This window comes from Duganella kummerowiae (assembly GCF_053572355.1).
In genome coordinates, this window is sequence record NZ_JBKFEH010000024.1 from 151993 (window position 1) to 170510 (window position 18518).

Consider the following 18518-nt stretch of genomic DNA (forward strand, 5'->3'; position numbering starts at 1 on the left):
GTAGCGCCACGTGAAAAAGCCCGGTTCCAGTTCCCATCCCAGTCCCGACCAGCGCCATGAATTGCTGATACAGCGGCGCAACGAAAAAATGGCGCGCTCGCCGCACGCCTACGTGCGCGGCAACACCATCCGCTATTACGAATGGCTGCACAGCCATCGCGGCCATGCGTTGCCCAAGGGACCGCCGGTGTGGATATGCGGCGACTGCCACCTGGGCAATCTGGGGCCCCTGGCCGATGGCGAGGGCCATGTCAGCCTGCGCATGCGCGACTTCGACCAGACCACCATCGGCAATCCGGTGCACGACCTGGTGCGGCTGGCCCTGTCGCTGGCGACGGCGGCGCGCAATTCGCTGCTGCCCGGCGTGGTGACGGCGCAAATGCTGGAGCACCTGCTGGACGGCTACACCAGCGCCTTCCATCCCCAGGACATGCCGGTCGGCGTTCCCATTCCGGAGGTGGCGCAGGCGGCCGTGCGGCGCGCCAGCAAGCGCTCGTGGAAGCAGCTGGCGCAGGAGCGCATCGCCGGCACCACGCCGGCCATCCCGCTGGGGAAGAATTTCTGGCCGCTGTCCCGGGAGGAATCGCAGGCCATCAAGGAGCTGTGCAAAACGCCCGCCATGGCCGAGCTGGTGACGCAGCTCAAGGGCCGCAACCGCGACGCCGATATCAGGCTGCTGGACGCCGCCTACTGGGTCAAGGGCTGCAGCTCGCTCGGGCTGCTGCGCTATGCGCTGCTGGTGGGCGTGGGTGAAACGGATGTGTGCCTGGTCGACATCAAGGAAGCAGTGCAGGCCTCGGCGCCGCGCTACCAGCGGGTCAGCATCCCGCGCGACAATGCGCGCCGGGTGCATACGGGCGCGCTGAATTTGGCGCCAGCCCTGGGCCAGCGCATGTTCGCGGCGCGCTTCCTGGGCCATGGCGTGTTCGCGCGCGAGCTATTGCCGCAGGACCTGAAGCTGGAGATCGACCTGCTCAGTGTCGACGAAGCCACGCGCACGGCGCGCTACCTGGCGGCGGTGGTCGGCCAGGCCCATGCCCGGCAAATGGATGCGGAGACCCGGCGCGAATGGCTGACGGCCCTGCGCGCCAGCGCCAGCAAGTCGCATGGCGCGCCGGCCTGGCTGTGGAGCAGCGTGGTGCAGCTGCTGGCCAGCCATGAGGCAGGTTACCTGGAGCACTGCCGCAAGTATGCGTCGCTGCTCACCCGTGTCGAACCCGGCCAGGACTAGGCGCCGTGCCGCCAGCCGTGCGCCAGCGCGGCGGCGCGCGCGAGGCGCCATGAGCGCGTGTGATCGGGCTACAGCAGGAACTTGAAGCGCGAGGCTTCCTCGCACAGGTGCTCTTCGCGGCTGCGCAGGCGGCCGGGATTGCGGCGGCGCCAAGGGGCCGTGAGGACCCGGGCGATGATGCGTTCAGGGATGCCCCGCCCGCTGAGGTAGGCCACCGCGCTGGCGATGCCTAGACGGTCTGCCAACGAAATGCCGGTTTCCACCACTTCGGATGAAGCGAAGTCGGGACGGTGCGTGCGCTTGCTGAACATAATCAATCTCCTTGCTACCACTCCAATATAGACCGTGTTTTGAAGTTTGCCAGCGAGCGCTTGAAAATGTGGTGCGCCACCACACGGATACAACACTAGCGTCCTGCAAGCTGCCGCGTCAGGTAGGGCGCGGTGCGGCTGGCCGCGCTGGCGGCCACTTCCGCAGGCGTACCGCTGGCCACCACCTGGCCGCCCTCGTCGCCGGCGCCGGGGCCGATGTCCAGCACCCAGTCGCTGGCGGCCACCACCCGCATGTCGTGCTCAACAGCAATAACCGTGTTGCCCGCGTCCACCAGCACCTGCAGCTGGGCCAGCAGGCGGTCGATGTCGGACGGGTGCAGGCCGGTGGTGGGTTCATCCAGGATGTACAAGGTGTCGCCGTGCTGGGGACGCTGCAGCTCGGTGGCCAGCTTGACGCGCTGGGCCTCGCCGCCGGACAACTCGGTGGCCGACTGGCCCAGGCGCAAATAGCCCAGGCCGACGTCGCGCAGCACCGCCAGCGGACGCTGCACGGCCGCCTCGCCGTCGAAGAAATCATGGGCCGCGTCCACCGTCATGCCCAGCACCTCGGCGATATTGCGCTCGCGGTAGCGCACCGCCAGGGTGGCGTCGTTGTAGCGCGCGCCGTGGCAGGACGGGCAGGGCGTGTACACGCTGGGCAGGAACAGCAGTTCCACCATCACCTGGCCCTCACCCTCGCAGGCCGGGCAGCGGCCCTTGGCCACGTTGAAGGAAAAGCGTCCGGCGTCGTAGCGCTGCTTGCGCGCGGCCGGGGTGGCGGCAAACAGCTTGCGCACGTGGTCTAACAAGCCGGTGTAGGTGGCCAGGTTGGAGCGCGGCGTGCGGCCTATGGGTTTCTGGTCAACCTGCACCAGCCGCCGCAGGTGTTCGATACCGCACGCGATGCGGCCCCCGGTGGGCTGCGCCGGCTGTTCCAGCGTATCGTCCTGCTCCTCGCTGGCGGCCGGCTGGCCCAGGGCGGCGCCCACCAGCTCGACCAGGGCCTGGCTCACCAGCGTGGATTTGCCGGACCCGGAGACACCGGTCACGCTGGCCAGCACGCCCAGCGGAAAACTGGCGTCCAGCTTGCGCAGGTTGTTGCGGGTGACGCCCTTGAGCGTGAGCCAGGCGCGCGGCTGGCGCGCACGGGATGCCGGCGCCTCGGCCTCGTGGTGCAGGTAGCGCCGGGTGAGCGAGGCCTCGACCTTCTTGAGTCCCTGCGGCGGACCGCTGTACAGCACCTGGCCGCCCAGCTCGCCGGCGCCGGGTCCCACGTCCACGATCCAGTCGGCGCGGGCTATCACATCCAGGTCGTGCTCGACCACGAACAGGCTGTTGCCACCTGCCTTCAAGCGCTGCAGCGCGTCCAGCAGGGCCTCGGTGTCGGCCGGGTGCAGGCCGGCGGACGGCTCGTCCAGCACGTACACGACGCCGAACAGGTTGGAGCGCACCTGGGTCGCCAGCCGCAGGCGCTGCAGCTCGCCGGGCGACAGGGTGGGCGTGCTGCGCTCCAGGGTCAGGTATCCCAGGCCCAGCTCCAGCAGCACTGCCAGCCGGCCCGCCAGGTCGGCTGCGATGCGCTGCGCCACCACGGCTTTTTCCGGGTGCTTGCGATGGTCGCGCGGCTGTTTGCCGCCGTCGGCGTAGGGCTGCACGGTGGCGGCCAGCTGCTTGAGTGGCAGGCGCGCCAGCGAGGTGATGTCGTGGCCGGCGAACTTGACCGACAGTGCTTCCGGCCGCAGGCGCTTGCCCGCGCATACCGGGCAGTCGGCCCCTATCATGTACTGCGCCACGCGCTTTTTCATTTGCGCGCTCTGGGTGGTGGCAAACGTCTGCATGACATACTTGCGCGCGCTGGTGAAAGTGCCCTGGTAGCTGGGCGCGGCCTTGCGCTTGAGCGCGGCGCGCACCTCGGCCATGGTGAAGCCGGAATACACGGGCACCGTGGGCTGCTCGTCGGTGAACAGGATCCAGTCGCGCGTCTTTTTCGGCAGCTCGCGCCAGGGCGTGTCGACATCGTGGCCCAGGGTCATGAGGATCTCGCGCAGGTTCTGGCCATGCCAGGCCGGCGGCCAGGCGGCCACGGCGCGCTCGCGTATGGTCAGTCTGTCGTCCGGCACCATGGACTGTTCCGTCACGGTGTAGATGCGGCCCAGGCCGTGGCATTCCGGGCAGGCGCCCTCCGGCGTGTTGGGCGAGAACGATTCCGCGTACAGCAAGGACTGGCCGGCCGGATAGTCGCCGGCGCGCGAATACAGCATGCGCAGCAGGTTGGACAGCGTGGTGACGCTGCCCACCGAGGAGCGCGTGCTGGTCCCGCCGCGCTGCTGCTGCAGGGCCACGGCCGGCGGCAGGCCGTCTATCGCGTCCACTTCCGGCACCGCCATCTGGTGGAACAGCCGGCGCGCGTAGGGCGACACGGATTCCAGGTAGCGCCGCTGCGCCTCGGCATACAGGGTGCCGAAGGCCAGCGAGGATTTGCCGGAGCCGGACACGCCGGTAAACACCACCAGCGCATCGCGCGGAATATCGAGGTCGACGTTGCGCAGGTTGTGCTCGCGCGCGCCGCGCACGTGTACGTAGCCGGAGTGGCTGGATGCTTTGCTCATGGTGCGGTGCTGGTCCAGGTGGTATGGTCGAGGTTGTATGGTCGGACTCATCATCCTACCGCGCGCCGCGCCGGTATGTACGTGCGCTTACATAGCGCGCTGCGCAACGCCGCTACATTGGCCTGTAAAGGAGGCGCATGATGGATGACTGGATAGCATTGCTGCAATGGCCGGCCATGGCGGCCTCGCTGCTGGCGGCCTGGCTGGTGGGCTCGCGCGACGCGCGCCGGCGCCTGGCCGGGTTCTGGGTTTTCCTGGCCAGTAACGTGGGCTGGATCGTGTGGGGCGTGCACGACGGGGCCTGGGCCCTGATCGTGCTCAACACGCTGCTGGGGGTGACCAACGTGCGTGGCATCTTCAAGAACGAAAAAGACGCGGACGGAGGTTCAACATGAATGCGGTCTAGGGTGCCATCACCTTGTCCGGGGTGAATGGCGTGGCCCGCAGGCGGCGGCCGGTGGCGTGGTAGATGGCGTTGCCGATGGCCGCCGGCACGCCCACGATGCCGATTTCGCCCACGCCCTTGGCGCCCAGGCGGCTGACCACCTCGTCATGTTCGTCGGCGAAGATCACGTCGATATCGTGGATGTCGGTCTGCACCGCCACATGGTATTCGGACAGGTTGTGGTTCATGAAGCGGCCCAGCCGGTGGTCGGTATGGGTTTCCTCGTGCAGGGCCTGGCTGATGCCCCACACGATGCCGCCGCTGACCTGGCTGCGCGCCGTCTGCGGATTGATGATGCGTCCGGCAGCCACCGCGCTCACCACGCGCGTCACGCGCACCGTGCCCAGTTCCTCGTCCACCCGCACTTCGCAGAACACGGCGGAATGGGTCAGGCGCGTGTACTTGCGCTGCTTGAGCATATTCGGCAGCATCAGGTATTTTTCCTCGATGCGGCCGTCCTCCAGCCCCGCCAGCTCGGACAGGGCCAGGCTGGCGGCGGGCCGCTTGCGCAGGCGGATATAGCCTTCGGCGAATTCGACCTCGTGCGCCTTGGCGCCGGCCAGCGGCGAACCGGGCGCGCGCCGGGCCAGGCGCAGCAGCCGTTTCCTGAGCTTGTCGCAGGCGCCCTGCACGGCCGAGCCGACCGTCGCCACGTGCGAGGAACCGCCCTCGATGGGCGCCACCGGCAGGGTGGAGTCGCCCAGCTGGAAAGTGACCCGTTCCAGCGGCAGTCCCAGCGCGTCGGCCGCGATCATGGCCATCACGGTATAAGTGCCGGTGCCGATGTCGGAAGCGGCGCTGCTGACCACCAGGCGGCCGTCCGCATGCAGCACGGCGCTGGCGCGGGCGAACATCTGCAGCGCGTCCCAGATGCCGGTGGCCATGCCCCAGCCCACCCATTCCGTGCCCTCGCGGCGGGCGCGCGGACGCGGATCGCGCGCGCTCCAGCCGAAGCGCTCGGCGGCCAGCGTGTAGCAGGCGCGCAGTTCCTTGCTGGAGTAGGGCAGGCCGTCGTTGGGATTGTAGTCCGCATAATTTTTCAGGCGCAGTGCCAGCGGGTCCATGCCCAGCTCCCACGCCAGTTCATCCATGGCCGTCTCCAGCGCGAACACGCCGTGGGCGGCGCCGGGAGCGCGCATGTCCATGGGGCTGTAGCGGTCCAGCGACACCAGCTTGTAGCCGAAGCGGGCGTTGTCGCACTGGTACAGCTGGGCGCCCCAGTTGACCACCACTTCCACGTAATCCTCGTTGCGCGAGGTTTCCGCCACCGCCTCGTGCACCATGCTGCGCAGGCGGCCGTCGGCGTCGGCCGCCAGGCGCAGGCGCTGCAGGGTCTCGGGGCGGTGACCGAAGGTGAACATCTGCTGGCGCGTCAGCACCACCCGCACCGAGCGCTCCAGCTGCAGCGCCGCCATCACCGCCAGCGGCAGCTGGTAGTTGGGGCGCAGGCCGGAACCGAAGGCGCCGCCCACGTAGGGATTGCGCACCGTGACCTTGTCCTTGGCGATGCCGAACACGTGCGACACGTACCAGCGGCTGTTCTGCGAACTCTGGGTCTTGTCGTAGATGGTGAGATGGCCATCCTCGCCGCGTATGACGGTGGAGGCGAACAGCTCCAGCGGATTGTGGTGTTCGACTCCGCTGTAGTAGTCGGCCTGTATCCTGGCGGCGGCGTCGTGCCAGACCGGGTCCGGATGGCCGCGCTCTCCCGGCGGCGGCGTGTAGCCGGCCTTCAGGTGGCTGGGTTCGTGCGCGCCGGCCAGGTGCGCCCGCAGATCGGTGGCATGGGCCTCGGCGTCGTAGCGCACGCGCAGCAGGGCGGCGCCGTTGCGGGCGGCCTCGAAAGTCTCGCCCAGCACCAGCGCCACCGGCTGGCCGCTGTAGTGAACCTGGTCGTCGTACAGCACCCGGAACGGCGAGCCGGCCGGCGCCGTCATGTCCTTGTAGAAGATGTCGAAGGAGCGCAGGCGCGGGCGGTTCTCGTGCGTCAGGATGGCGATCACGCCCGGTGCGGCCAGCGTGTCCTGCTGCTCGAAACCGCTGATGCGGCCGCGCGCGATGGTGCTGCTGACCACCACGCCGTACACCAGGCCATCGGCAAAGTACTCGGCGGCGTAGCGCGCCTCGCCGGTGACCTTGGCGCGGCCGTCGATGCGCGGCTGCGGCGTGCCTATGCTGACCGGTCCTGTACCCGCGTCGGCGCGCGGGGCGCGCAGTTCCGGTATCAGCTCAGTCATGCCGTTCTCCTGTGTTGTCCATTGTTCCCGCCTGCGCGGTCTGCAGGGCGCGCACGATGGCGCGCCGCGCCAGGTTGATCTTGAAGTCGTTTTCGCCCTGTCCGACCGCGCCCTGCAGCAGCGCGTCCGCCAAGCGCTGGAAGCTGGCGGGGCCGGCCGGCGCGCCTTGCAGCAGCGCTTCGGCGGCCGGATCGCGCCAGGGCTTGTGGGCCACGCCGCCCAGCGCCACCCGCGCCGAACGCACCGTGCCATCCTCGCCCAGATCGAGCGCGGCCGCCACCGACACCAGCGCAAATGCATACGAGGCGCGGTCGCGTATCTTGAGGTAGGCGCTGTGTCCGGCGTAGTGCGGCGCGGGCGGCAGGCTGATATGGGTGATCAGTTCATCGCCAGCCAGGTTGGTGTCCAGTTCCGGCGTCATGCCGGGCAGGCGGTGGAAGTCCGCAAACGGGATGGTGCGTTCGCCGTCCCGGCTGGCCACGTGCACGCAGGCGTCCAGCGCCGCCAGGCCCACGCACATGTCCGATGGATGGGTGGCGATGCACAGTTCGCTGGCGCCCAGGATGGCGTGCGCGCGCGTCACGCCGCCGATGGCGGAGCAGCCGCTGCCCGGCGCGCGTTTGTTGCATGGTACGCCGGTGTCGTAGAAGTAGACGCAGCGGGTGCGCTGCAGCAGGTTGCCGCCATTGCTGGCCATGTTGCGTATCTGCGGCGAGGCGCCGGCCAGGATGGCGGCAGTCAGCAGCGGATAGCGCGCGCGCACCAGCGGATGGTAGGCGGTGTCGGCGTTGCGCGCCAGGGCGCCCAGCTGCAGCCCGCCATCGGCCTGTTCGGCGATGGCGTCCAGCGGCAGGCGGTTGATGTCCACCAGGTGCGCCGGGCGTATCACGTTTTCCTTCATCAGGTCGATCAGGTTGGTGCCGCCGGCCACCAGGCGCACCAGGCGCCCAGGGGTGGACAATCCCGATAGCTCATCAAGGGCCGCACGCGCGCTGTCCGGCGCGGCAAAGGTCATGGGCCTCATGCCGGCACCGTGCCGACCACGGCCCGTTCATCGCCGGCAGGGGAGATGCCCATCACCTGGCTGATGGCTTCCACGATTTGCGGATAGGCGCCGCAGCGGCACACATTGCCGCTCATGAGTTCACGCACCTGATCTGCATCGTGCGCATGGCCTTCGTGCAGCATGCCGATGGCGGAACACAGCTGGCCCGGCGTGCAGTAGCCGCACTGGAAGGCGTCGCATTCGATAAAGGCGCGCTGCAGCGGGTGCAGCTGTCCATCTTGCGCCAGGCCCTCTACGGTGGTGATGCTGCGGCCATCCTGCATCACGGCCAGGGTCAGGCAGGCGTTGATGCGGCGCCCGTCCACCAGCACGGTGCAGGCCCCGCACTGGCCGTGGTCGCAGCCTTTCTTGGTGCCGGTCAGGGCCAGCTGCTCGCGCAGCAGGTCGAGCAGGCTGACCCAGGCCGCCACCTGCAGCTGGTGCTGGCGGCCGTTGACGGTCAGCGTGACCGGGTAATGGGGGACGGGCGTATCCATGGGACATCCTGGTGGCGTGGGTGTAGCCGCCAAGGTAGCAAGCGCGGCGGGCGACCGTGGTGCGCTGGCTCACATAGCACCCGGAAGTGCGGCCTTTCTGTTAGCTGGCGCGCCGACAGGCCGGTCGCGCCGTGGCACGGTGGCGGCTCCGCCGTAGAAAGGAGATGGAATGAATTCCCAACACTTCAGCAGTATGCTCTCGTCCATCGATGGCGAAAACTGGCTCCTGGCCATCGCCGCCGCCGTCCTCACCTTCGTCGCCGTGCATGCCTGCGTGGCCTTCGTGCGCCGCCGTCTCGACCGCGTGGAAGAGCAGGGGCACACCCGCAGCCCGGCCGCACAGATGGCCAAGGCCGTCCTGGGCCGCACCAGCAACCTGGCCGTCTTCATGCTGGCGCTCCTGATCGGACTGACGCTGCTGGACCTGCCCTCGCCCTGGGACGAGCGGGTGCGCCACCTGTGGTTCATCGCCCTGGGCCTGCAGCTGGTGCTGTACCTGGACCGCGCGGTGGCGGTCGGCGCCGGACGCTATTTCCAGCGCCATGCCACTGACGCGCACACGCCCGCGCCCATGGCGCACACCCTGATCGTCTGGGCCGTCAAGACCGTGCTGTGGGTGATCTTCCTGCTGGCCATGCTGTCCAACCTGGGCATCAACGTGACCACTTTTGTGGCCAGCCTGGGCATAGGCGGCATCGCCGTGGCGCTGGCGGTGCAGAACATCCTGGGCGACCTGTTTGCTTCGCTGTCTATCGCGGTCGACAAGCCGTTCGAGGTGGGCGATGCGATCGCGGTGGCGGGCGTGTCGGGCAGCGTCGAGCACGTGGGCCTGAAAACCACCCGCATCCGCGCCGACAGCGGCGAACAGATCGTCATTTCCAATACCGAGATGCTGAAGAACACCCTGCGCAACTACAAGCGCATGCAGAACCGCCGAGTGCAGTTTTCGCTGAAGGTCAATCCAGCCACCCCGCCCGCGCTGGCGGCGCGCGTGCCGGGCGCCCTGCGCCAGATCATCGAGCGCCAGGACCAGGTGCGCTTCGACCGCGCCCACCTGAAGGCCGTGGCCCAGGATGCGCTGGAGTTCGAGGTGGTGTATTTCGTGCTGAATTCATCCTATCTGGACTACATGGACGTGCAGCAGGCGATCCTGCTGGCGGCCATGGAGTCTATCGAGGAGATGGGGGTGGCTGCCAGCAGCCCGGCTTATCACGTGCTGGTGGAGCGTGCGCCCCGGGCGGAAGAAGCTGTCAGGCCGCCGGCGCGCGCCGCTGCGCCCGCACTGAACTTGCAGCCGCGCGCCTCCCGGCCGGTCTGAATCAGACAGTGAAGATCTTCAGGCCTCGCCCTTGATCAGCAGGCCTTTCATGGCGGAGGCTTCCTGCTTTTGCAAATCCTTGCTGATTTCCAGCGCCTGCTCGGACGGGAATTGGCGCAACACCTGTTTGGTTTCGGTATCGACCACCTTGACCACGGTGCCGCCGGTGTCGTCGTCTATGCTGAACTGGACTTGGCTATTGACTTTAAGAAATTTGTTGATAGCATCAACGGAATTCTTCAAGTCAGTCTTGTTGACATCCTGCGCCTGCTTGCCAGGCGTGACCGACTGCACCGTCTCGGTCTGGACCGCCGGCTCGGCCGGCGTGCGCGCGGCGCGCGTCTGCACAGCCGTCAGGTAATCTGGCGTGGCGCTCGTCTTGCTGGTTGTCGGATTGATATTCATATGTTCGTCCTTGTCCCGGGCCGCGCTTGGACGGATGGCCCCGTTATCCACGGTAACGGCAGCATTTCGGAAAAGATGAGGGGGGCGCCCGCATTTTTGTGCCCGCGCCACTTTTGCAGTATGCTGCGCACATGTCTCAACACACCTCCCTAGATCCCGATAATTGGGACGAGCTGCGGGCCCAGGGCCATCGCATGCTCGACGATATGATTGATTACCTGAGCGGCCTGCGCGAGCGGCCGGTGTGGCAAAAACCGCCGGAATCGGTGCGCGCCAGCTTCCGCCGGCCCCTGCCCAGGGAAGGTTCGCCGCTGGCCGAGGCCCATGACACTTTCATGCGCGAAGTGCTGCCTTACTCGATAGGCAACGCCCATCCCGGCTTCTTCGGCTGGGTGCAGGGCGGCGGCAATCCGGTCGGCATGCTGGCCGAGATGCTGGCGGCCGGCCTCAATTCCAACGTGGGCGGGCGCCAGCAGGCCCCGGTCGAGGTCGAGCGCCAGATCGTGGAATGGATGCGCGAACTGTTCTCCTTCCCGGAAGGCGCCAGCGGGGTGCTGGTGACCGGCACTTCCATGGCCAATTTCATCGCCATGCTGGTGGCGCGCCGCCGCGCCCTGGGGCCGGAGGTGCGCGAACACGGCCTGGGCGAGGAGGGCGCGCGCCTGGTGGCCTACACTTCGGTGGGCGCGCACGGCTGCGTGGCCCAGACCCTGGACCTGGGCGGCATGGGCCGCGCCAGGCTGCGACGCATCGCCGTCGATGCGCAATTCCGCATGGATCCTGCCGCCCTGGAGCAAGCCATCGAGGCGGACCTGGCGGCCGGCCTGCGGCCCTTCTTCGTGGCCGGCACGGCCGGCACGGTGGATGTGGGCGCCATCGACGACCTGCAGGCCATCGGCGACATCGCGCGCCGGAACGGCGCCTGGTTCCACATCGACGGCGCCTTTGGCGCGCTGGCCATGCTGTCGCCGCAACTGGCGCCGCGCCTGGCCGGCATCGAACTGGCCGACTCGATTGCTTTCGATTTCCACAAGTGGGCGCAGGTGCCGTACGACGCCGGCTTCGTGCTGGTGCGCGACGGCGAGCTGCACCGCTCCACCTTCGTGTCGCCGGCCGCCTACCTGCGGCGCGACGAGCGTGGCATGGCCGGCAACTCGCCATGGCCGCATGATTTCGGGCCGGACTTGTCGCGCGGCTTCCGCGCCCTGAAGACCTGGTTCACCATCCAGGTCTACGGCGCGGACAAGCTGGGCCAGGTCATCGCCCGCACCTGCGAACTGGCGCGCTACCTGGAAGCGAAGGTGGCGGCGCGCCCGGAGCTGGAGCTGCTGGCGCCGGTGTCGCTCAACATCGTGTGCTTCCGCTACCGCAGCGAGGACGGCGACCTGGATGCCGATCTGGACGCACTGAACGCCGAACTGGCGGCCGACCTGCAGGAATCCGGCATCGCCGCGCCCTCCGTCACCACGGTGGCCGGCAAGCTGGCGATACGCTGCGCCATCGTCAACCACCGTAGCAGCGAGGCCGAGCTGGACGCGCTGCTGGAGGCCGTGCTGCGCCTGGGCGCGGCCCGAGCCGCGGCCGGCCCCCAACCCTAGCGAGGCTGCCATGACCCATGTCTCCGACCTGCCGCCCCTGATCGGCGTGGCGCCCCTGATGCGCAAGGCCTTCGCCGGCGAGGACATGGTGCCCATCGGCGAGGCGCTGCTGCGGCGCGCCACCGCCAACCCGGACGACGCCCACGCGCTGCTGGATTTTTCCACCGTGCTGCAGCTGACGGGCAACCGCGACAACGCGCTGGCGGTGCAGGCCGAGGCCATTGCCGTGCAGCCGCACTACACGCTGCCGGCCCTGGGCCAAGGGCCGGGCCTGCGCCTGCTGGTGCTGATGGGGCCGGGCGACCTGATGTCCAACACGCCGGTGGAATTCCTGGTCGAGGACTCGGATGTGACGCTGGAGCTGCTGTACCTGACGGCCGACCGGCCTTTCCCCACCGAAGTGCCGGAGCACGACGTGCTGCTGGTGGGCGTGGCCGAATCGGACGCCAACCGCGAGCTGCTGCGCCGTCTGGTGGAATATGTGAAGGATTGGCCGCGTCCGGTGATCAACCGTCCCGAGCACATAGCCGTGCTGTCGCGCGATGGCGCCTGCGCCGCCCTGCGCGGCCTGCCCGGCGTGGCCATGCCGCTGACGGCGCGCGTGCAGCGCGCCGACCTGGAGGCGCTGGCCGATGGCCGGGTTGAACTGGTTGCGCTGTTGGCCGACGGCGTGTTCCCGCTGATCGTGCGTCCGCTCGGCTCGCACGCCGGCACCAACCTGGAAAAGGTGGACGACCTGGCGCCCCTGGCCGCCTACCTGCAGCAGGTGCCGGGCGGGCAGTACTATATTTCGCGCTTTGTCGATTACCGCAGCGCCGATGGCCTGTTCCGCAAGTACCGCGTGGTGCTGATCGATGGCGCGGCCTATATCTGCCACTACGCGATCTCGCAGCGCTGGATGATCCACTACCTGAACGCCGGCATGACCGAGGACCAGCACAAGCGCGATGAGGAGGCGGCCTGCATGGCCGGCTTCGAGCAGGGCTTCGCGCTGCGCCATGCGGCCGCGCTGCGCGCCATCGCGCAGCGCATGCAGCTGCCCTACCTCGGCATGGACTGTGGCGAACTGCCCAATGGCGATTTGCTGATCTTCGAGGTCGACAACGCCATGATCGTGCACGGCATGGACCCGGAACCCATGTTCAGCTACAAGAAGCCGGCCATGCGCAAGGTGTTCGGCGCGTTCCGCCAGCTGCTGGAACGCGCCCGTCAGGGCGTGGGCATCACCAGCACCTCCACCCCCGAATAGTTCGATGGCGCGTGATACACGCGCTGGGTGGCCTTCTGGAAGTCCTCCGGCCTGGCCTTGGGGATGTCCGCGAAGGTCTGCGGATTCAGGTCCACCAGCGGGAACCAGCTGCTCTGCACCTGCACCATGATGCGGTGGCCGCGCCGGAAGGTGTGGTAGACGTCGCTCATGCTGTAGTTGACCGCCTCCACCTTGCCCGGAGTGAAGGGCTGGGGCGTTTCAAAGCCGTTGCGGAACTTGCCTCGTATCGGATCGCCGCGCACCAGCTGCTGGTAGCCGGCCATGGTCAGCTTGGGCGGCGGCACGTCCGAGGGGCGGTCCTCGTCGTCGCCGCCGGCGCCCGGGTACTCGGCCGGGTAGACATCGATCAGCTTGACCACCCAATCCGAGTCCGTGCCCGAGGTGGACACGAACAAGCGCGGCTTGACCGGCCCGGCCAGGGTCACATCGTCTTCCAATACGTCGCTGGTGTAGGTCAGCACGTCCGGACGGCTGGCGGCGAAACGCTGGTCGCCCACCATGTATTCCTTGGGTACCCCGGTGACCGGATAAGCCGTGTAGGGCACCGGCTTGCGCGGGTCGCTCACGTATTCGTCGAACGCGGCGCCGCCGGAAGGCTGCTTCCAGCCCAGCGTGCCGTTGGCGCCGAAGTACAGGGTCCTGGCCTGCGCCTGTTTCGGCGGCCAGGCGGGCAGGGTGCGCCACGCGTTGGTCCCGGTCTCGAAGGCATACACTTCCGACGCGCCCTTGTTGGCGGCGCCCTTGAGGTGCTGCTCGAAGAAGGGGAACAGGATGTTGGTGCGGAAGTAGTCGCCGGTTTTCGTATCGAACTTCACGTGGCCCAGGCTCTTGCCGTCGGCGCGGTTCCAGGCGCCGTGTGACCACGGACCCATCACCAGGCCGCTGTAGGTGCCCGGATTGTTGCGCTTGATGGCATGGTAGGTGGTCAGCGGACCTTGCAGGTCTTCGGCGTCGTACCAGCCGCCCACGGTCAGCACGGCCGCCTTGATGTTCTTCAGGTGGCGCGAGATGTCGCGGCTCTGCCAGAACTCGTCGTAGGTGCTGTGCTCGATGGTCGGCATCAGCAGGGCGCGCTGCTTGTCCGTCATCGTGGCGGTGATATTGGACAGGGTCAGGTGCTTGAGGAAGAAGTCGTAGCCGTCCGCCACCCCATACTCGAAGTTGTTCCAGGTCTTGGGCAGCGGCGTGGGATTCTGCGCTTCCGTGAAGGCGGCGTAGAAATCGAAGTTCGCCGCCAGCATGAAGGCGCCGCCGTGGTAGGAGTCGTCGTTCATGTACAGGTCGGTCACCGGGGCCTGCGGCGAGGCGGCCTTGATGGCGGGGTGGGAATCGATGATGCTGGCCGAGGTGTAGAAGCCCGGGTAGGAGGTACCCAGGATGCCGACCTTGCCGTTATTGCCAGGCACATGCTTGAGCAGCCACTCCACCGTGTCGTGCATGTCCTCGCTCTCGTTGCCTTCCCCCTGGGCACGCTCGCGTTTGGCGTGCGGCGTCATTTCCTGCCATTTGCCTTCCGACATATAGCGGCCGCGCACATCCTGCTTGACGAAGATGTAACCGGCGTTCTCGAACTCGCGCGAGGGGCCGATCTGTTCCGGGTAGAAGTCCACGCCGTAGTGCAGTTCGCCCTGCACGCTGACGCCGGCGCTGTAGGGCGTGCGGGTGACGAGGAAAGGATACGTTTTCGAGTTGTCCTTGGGCACATAGACGGCGGTGAACAGGCGCACGCCGTCGCGCATGGGGATGCGGAATTCGTACTTGGTGTAGTGCTCTCGCAGGCTGTATCTGGCGGCCGGCGCAGCATCGGCGGCTTGCAGGGCGGGTTGCACGCAAGCTGCGAGCAGCAGCGCCAGGGCGAGCTTGCGCAAGGGGAACGGGGACATGAATACTCCTGTTTGGAAAAAATTGCAGATTAGACAGTTTAACCCATCGCTGCCGCTGATTTGTTCTGGACAAATCCCATTAAAAATCAGCGATGTATCGCCGGAGCGGGTTGGCAAGATGAAAATACGTAGTAAAAAAGAGATAACTTCGACCTGTGTTAGGTATCGCACATTCAATCCCAGATTGTTTCCCTATAGTCAGTGTTGTCGGATCGATATCTGACTTGCCTGCCACTCAAACTTATAACCTATTGGGAAATAAAATGAAATTCAAATCTCTGCTGCTGGCTTCGATGATCGTGGGTGCGAGCATGGTCGCACAAGCTTCCTACGCTGCTCCCGTGACCAAGTCGGTCACCGTGGTCCTGGAAGATGATGGCGTGGGCGGCGGCAGCGCCACTTTCGGCAACATCTTCAGCAGCAGCTACACCGGCCAGTCCTTCATCGACACCTTCAAGTTCGACGTGGGCAACCCCTTCGACTCGTCGGGCTCGCTGACCTCCCTGTTCCAGTCCACCACCAGGGTCAAGGACCTGGAAATCACCGGCTACAGCCTGGTCAAATACGATCCGTCCAGCAGCACCGTGCTGGCCACCTACAACGGTGTCAACACCGGCGGCTCGGGCATAGGCGCCAAGGATACCTGGAGCCTGGACGCCACCGGCCTGTCGGCAGGCTCCTACTACGTACAAGTCACCGGCAATGTGCTGGGCAACGCCGGCGGCAGCTACACCACCGACCTGGGCGTGATGGCCGCCGTGCCGGAACCCGAAACTTACGGCATGATGCTGGCCGGCATGGGCGTGGTTGGTTTCCTGGCCCGCCGCAAACGCAAACAGGCTTGATACCCGGGCTGTGCAAAAAACGCGCTACGGCGCGTTTTTTTATGCCTGGCGCAAAAACAGCTTGCGCTGGAACGGGTTGAGATCTTTCTTCACGAAAGACGGTACCATGGGATCGCTCTGGTAGGCGTGCGCCGCATAGAACGACTGCGTGCCGCGTTCGGGCTGCAGCAGCAGGCGGCGGATGCCAAAATCGGCGCAGTACTGTTCGATGTGCCGCAGGAACCAGCTGCCTATGCCGCGCCCGCGGTATTTGCTGTTGATGATGAGGTCGGCGACGCAGCAAAACTCCGGCGGAGCCAGCTCCAGCCTGGCGATGCCGACTTGCTGTTTGCCCGATTCCACACTGACCCACTGGACTTTGCCGAGCGGATGGTGTGGCGTGTTATCGTTGGGCGATGAGGCGGACCAGCCTGCATCCTTGCGGTAAGCCAGCAATTTCTTGGGCGGAAGGGGGCCGGGCAGCGGCCGGAAGGAAAGCGTTGATTCTATGGGCATGTCTGACAGGGGATGGGTCAGGGTTGAACATGCCGTGACAGGGGCGGGGCCACGGCGCAAAGCCCAGCATATGGCGCGCACGGTTGAACTACAAGGTCGAATTTGTATCAAATTTCCCGAAAATAAAGACAGTTATCTGCTTTTTAATGATATTTCATCATGGATGAACGCTATTTTTATGAGCCTGCAAAGGGCCACGGCCTGCCGCATGACCCATTCAATGCCATTGTGGGGCCGCGCCCGATAGGCTGGATCGCCACCCGCGCCGCCGATGGCGTGCTGAACCTCGCGCCGTACAGTTTTTTCAACGCCTTTAACTACACGCCGCCGCTGATAGGCTTCGCCAGCCTGGGCCGCAAGGATACCCTGCGTAATATCGAGGATAACGGCGAGTTCGTATGGAACCTGGCCACCCGGCCCCTGGCCGCAGCCATGAATGCCAGCTGCGCGGCGGCGCCGCCCGAGGTCGATGAGTTTGCTCTGGCCGGACTGACGCCGGCGCCGTCCCGGGTAGTCGAAGTGCCGAGGGTGGCGGAAAGTCCTGTGTCCTTCGAATGCCGGCGCACCCAGATCATCGAACTGCAAGGCTGGTCCGGCCATGGCGTGGGCGCCTGGCTGGTGCTGGGGGAGGTGGTGGGGGTGCACATCGCGCACGAACTGCTGGTCGATGGCGTATATGATACGGCGGCCGCGCACCCCATACTGCGGGGCGGCGGCCCGGCCGACTACTTCGAGATCGGCGAGCTGTTCCGCATGACGCGGCCCAGCTGGCCTTAACAAATCAGTAAGTGGCGAAGATGCGCTGGATTTGGCTGGTGTCGCTGGTTTTGGTCAGGGCCAGCATCAGCAGGATACGGGCTTTTTGCGGGTTCAGCGTGTCGGAAGCCACGAAGTCCAGCTCATCGTCGTTGGCTTCGCCATTGCGCGCCACGATGCCCTGGCCGACCCGGCTGGCGCGCACGATCAGCACGCCCTGCTTGCGGGCCGCCATCAGCGCCGCCTTGACGGGAGCGGCCAGGCTGCCGTCGCCCACGCCGGCGTGGACGATGCCCTTGGCGCCAGCGGCCACCAGGGCGTTCAGGGCCACCGGACCGACATTCGCGTAGCCATAGACGATGTCCACTTGCGGCAGGCTTTGCAGCTGGCTGATGTCGAACTCGGTGTCGGCCGTGTGCTTGCGCGTGCTCGCATGGTAGAAATAGGGCTTGTTGCCCTGGATGTAGCCCAGCATGCCCAGTTCCGGGGTCTTGAAGCTGTCCGGGGTCGAGGTATTGGTCTTGGTGACATCGCGGGCGCCGTGGATCTGGTCGTTCATGGCCACCAGCACGCCCTTGCCGACGGCTTCCTGGCTGGCCGCCAGCAGCACGGCGTTGTACAGGTTGATGGGGCCGTCCGCCGACAGCGCGGTACCCGGGCGCATGGCGCCCACCAGCACCACCGGCTTGCTGGACTTGACCACCAGGTTGAGGAAGTAGGCGGTTTCTTCCAGGGTATCGGTGCCATGCGTGATGACGATGCCGTCCACATCCTTACGGGCCAGCAGGGTGTTGACGCGCTTGGCCAGGGTCAGCCAGTGCTCGTTGCTCATGTTTTCGCTGGCGATCTGGAACACCTGCTCACCCTTGACGTTGGCGACCTTGGCCAGTTCCGGCACGGCGGCGATCAGGCGGTCCACGCCCACGGTGGCGGCGGTATAGCCCACCGTGGTGGTGGAACTGGCGCCGCTGCCGGCGATGGTGCCGCCGGTGGCCAGGATGGTCACATTGGCCAGCTTGCCTTCAGCGCGGGCGGCGGCCGAGAGCATCAGGGCCAGCAGGAACAGCGCCTTGATGAACTGCAAGGGTTTTAAGTGGGGCATGGAGTCTCCAGGTGATGGTGGAACGGGATGAGCTTGCGATGGTAACAAATCCACTGCTTGTCAACAATGCAGGACCCTGGCGCGTTATGGGGGGATACCAATCATTCGCGGTGGAGAGGTGATGAATCCTGGCTATATCATGCGCGCGCTAGGCGCCGGGCTGTTGCTGCTCGGACTGGCCGCCTGCGGCAAGTCGGAGGCCCAGCGGCAGCAGGAGCAGCAAGCCCTGCAGACCAGCCTGGGCGAGAAATATGTGAAGGAAAAGATACTGGACCCGTCGGCGGCCCGCTTCCGCAACCAGTTCATCGGCAAGACCGGCGCGCCGTGCGGCGAGGTCAATGCCAAGGATGCCTTTGGCGCCTATATCGGTTTCCAGCGCTATATCTCGGTGGCGCGCGACCTGACCCTGATGGCGCACGAGGTCGATCCCGCCGAGTTCGAGGCCACCTGGGCCCAGCTCTGCAAGTGAGG

General features: G+C 66.5%; 17 protein-coding genes. 8 read left to right on the plus strand and 9 right to left on the minus strand.

Features of this window, described 5'->3' with window-relative positions; genetic code table 11:
- Nucleotides 1–10: 10 nt before the first annotated feature.
- On the plus strand, nucleotides 11–1231 hold the full coding sequence (locus ACLB1G_RS26510) for a DUF2252 family protein (RefSeq protein WP_491630263.1): 1221 nt from the start codon (nucleotides 11–13) through the stop codon (nucleotides 1229–1231).
- Between the two features lie 68 nt (nucleotides 1232–1299).
- Here ACLB1G_RS26510 and ACLB1G_RS26515 read toward each other — a convergent pair whose 3' ends face one another.
- Nucleotides 1300–1542: a hypothetical protein gene (locus ACLB1G_RS26515; RefSeq protein WP_491630264.1), complete on the minus strand. Its 243-nt coding sequence runs from the start codon at nucleotides 1540–1542 to the stop codon at nucleotides 1300–1302.
- A 95-nt stretch (nucleotides 1543–1637) separates the two neighbouring features.
- Entirely contained in the window at nucleotides 1638–4151 is a 2514-nt protein-coding gene (gene uvrA / locus ACLB1G_RS26520) for an excinuclease ABC subunit UvrA (protein ID WP_491630265.1), read from the minus strand.
- A 137-nt stretch (nucleotides 4152–4288) separates the two neighbouring features.
- Here uvrA and ACLB1G_RS26525 point away from each other — a divergent pair, with 137 nt between their 5' ends.
- Nucleotides 4289–4546, plus strand: a complete 258-nt coding sequence (locus ACLB1G_RS26525) for a hypothetical protein (protein ID WP_491630266.1) — start codon at nucleotides 4289–4291, stop codon at nucleotides 4544–4546.
- A 7-nt stretch (nucleotides 4547–4553) separates the two neighbouring features.
- On the opposite strand, the gene ACLB1G_RS26530 is transcribed toward ACLB1G_RS26525, so the two are convergent.
- The 3 genes from ACLB1G_RS26530 to ACLB1G_RS26540 are packed head-to-tail and all read right to left on the minus strand — an operon-like array spanning nucleotide 4554 to nucleotide 8375.
- Nucleotides 4554–6833 (minus strand): xanthine dehydrogenase family protein molybdopterin-binding subunit, encoded by a 2280-nt coding sequence (locus ACLB1G_RS26530; protein ID WP_491630267.1) that lies wholly within the window; start codon nucleotides 6831–6833, stop codon nucleotides 4554–4556.
- Nucleotides 6826–7857 (minus strand): FAD binding domain-containing protein, encoded by a 1032-nt coding sequence (locus ACLB1G_RS26535; protein ID WP_491630268.1) that lies wholly within the window; start codon nucleotides 7855–7857, stop codon nucleotides 6826–6828. The genes ACLB1G_RS26530 and ACLB1G_RS26535 overlap by 8 nt, the downstream gene beginning before the upstream one ends.
- Nucleotides 7854–8375, minus strand: a complete 522-nt coding sequence (locus tag ACLB1G_RS26540; RefSeq protein ID WP_491630269.1) for a (2Fe-2S)-binding protein — start codon at nucleotides 8373–8375, stop codon at nucleotides 7854–7856. The genes ACLB1G_RS26535 and ACLB1G_RS26540 overlap by 4 nt, the downstream gene beginning before the upstream one ends.
- Before the next feature lie 169 nt (nucleotides 8376–8544).
- Between ACLB1G_RS26540 and ACLB1G_RS26545 the strand changes: the two genes are divergently transcribed.
- On the plus strand, nucleotides 8545–9693 hold the full coding sequence (locus ACLB1G_RS26545) for a mechanosensitive ion channel family protein (RefSeq protein WP_491630270.1): 1149 nt from the start codon (nucleotides 8545–8547) through the stop codon (nucleotides 9691–9693).
- Between the two features lie 18 nt (nucleotides 9694–9711).
- Here ACLB1G_RS26545 and ACLB1G_RS26550 read toward each other — a convergent pair whose 3' ends face one another.
- Nucleotides 9712–10149 (minus strand): flagellar protein FlaG, encoded by a 438-nt coding sequence (locus tag ACLB1G_RS26550; protein WP_491630271.1) that lies wholly within the window; start codon nucleotides 10147–10149, stop codon nucleotides 9712–9714.
- A gap of 80 nt (nucleotides 10150–10229) precedes the next feature.
- Here ACLB1G_RS26550 and ACLB1G_RS26555 point away from each other — a divergent pair, with 80 nt between their 5' ends.
- Nucleotides 10230–11696: a pyridoxal phosphate-dependent decarboxylase family protein gene (locus ACLB1G_RS26555; RefSeq protein WP_491630272.1), complete on the plus strand. Its 1467-nt coding sequence runs from the start codon at nucleotides 10230–10232 to the stop codon at nucleotides 11694–11696.
- Between the two features lie 10 nt (nucleotides 11697–11706).
- A complete protein-coding gene (locus ACLB1G_RS26560) occupies nucleotides 11707–12945 on the plus strand; it encodes an ATP-grasp domain-containing protein (protein WP_491630273.1) in 1239 nt (412 codons plus the stop codon).
- Here the strand turns inward: ACLB1G_RS26560 and ACLB1G_RS26565 are convergent.
- Nucleotides 12906–14849 (minus strand): CocE/NonD family hydrolase, encoded by a 1944-nt coding sequence (locus ACLB1G_RS26565; protein ID WP_491630274.1) that lies wholly within the window; start codon nucleotides 14847–14849, stop codon nucleotides 12906–12908. The genes ACLB1G_RS26560 and ACLB1G_RS26565 overlap by 40 nt on opposite strands.
- A 263-nt stretch (nucleotides 14850–15112) precedes the next feature.
- Here ACLB1G_RS26565 and ACLB1G_RS26570 point away from each other — a divergent pair, with 263 nt between their 5' ends.
- The gene (locus ACLB1G_RS26570; RefSeq protein WP_491630275.1) at nucleotides 15113–15694 is read left to right on the plus strand and encodes an FxDxF family PEP-CTERM protein; all 582 of its coding nucleotides are present in this window, start codon (nucleotides 15113–15115) and stop codon (nucleotides 15692–15694) included.
- Nucleotides 15695–15733: 39 nt separating this feature from the next.
- On the opposite strand, the gene ACLB1G_RS26575 is transcribed toward ACLB1G_RS26570, so the two are convergent.
- Nucleotides 15734–16189 (minus strand): GNAT family N-acetyltransferase, encoded by a 456-nt coding sequence (locus ACLB1G_RS26575; protein WP_491630276.1) that lies wholly within the window; start codon nucleotides 16187–16189, stop codon nucleotides 15734–15736.
- A 159-nt stretch (nucleotides 16190–16348) separates the two neighbouring features.
- Between ACLB1G_RS26575 and ACLB1G_RS26580 the strand changes: the two genes are divergently transcribed.
- The gene (locus ACLB1G_RS26580) at nucleotides 16349–16966 is read left to right on the plus strand and encodes a flavin reductase family protein (RefSeq protein ID WP_491630277.1); all 618 of its coding nucleotides are present in this window, start codon (nucleotides 16349–16351) and stop codon (nucleotides 16964–16966) included.
- A gap of 4 nt (nucleotides 16967–16970) precedes the next feature.
- On the opposite strand, the gene ACLB1G_RS26585 is transcribed toward ACLB1G_RS26580, so the two are convergent.
- Nucleotides 16971–18047 (minus strand): type II asparaginase, encoded by a 1077-nt coding sequence (locus ACLB1G_RS26585; RefSeq protein WP_491630278.1) that lies wholly within the window; start codon nucleotides 18045–18047, stop codon nucleotides 16971–16973.
- 121 nt (nucleotides 18048–18168) lie between these two features.
- Here ACLB1G_RS26585 and ACLB1G_RS26590 point away from each other — a divergent pair, with 121 nt between their 5' ends.
- Nucleotides 18169–18516, plus strand: a complete 348-nt coding sequence (locus tag ACLB1G_RS26590; protein WP_491630279.1) for a hypothetical protein — start codon at nucleotides 18169–18171, stop codon at nucleotides 18514–18516.
- Nucleotides 18517–18518 lie beyond the last annotated feature (2 nt).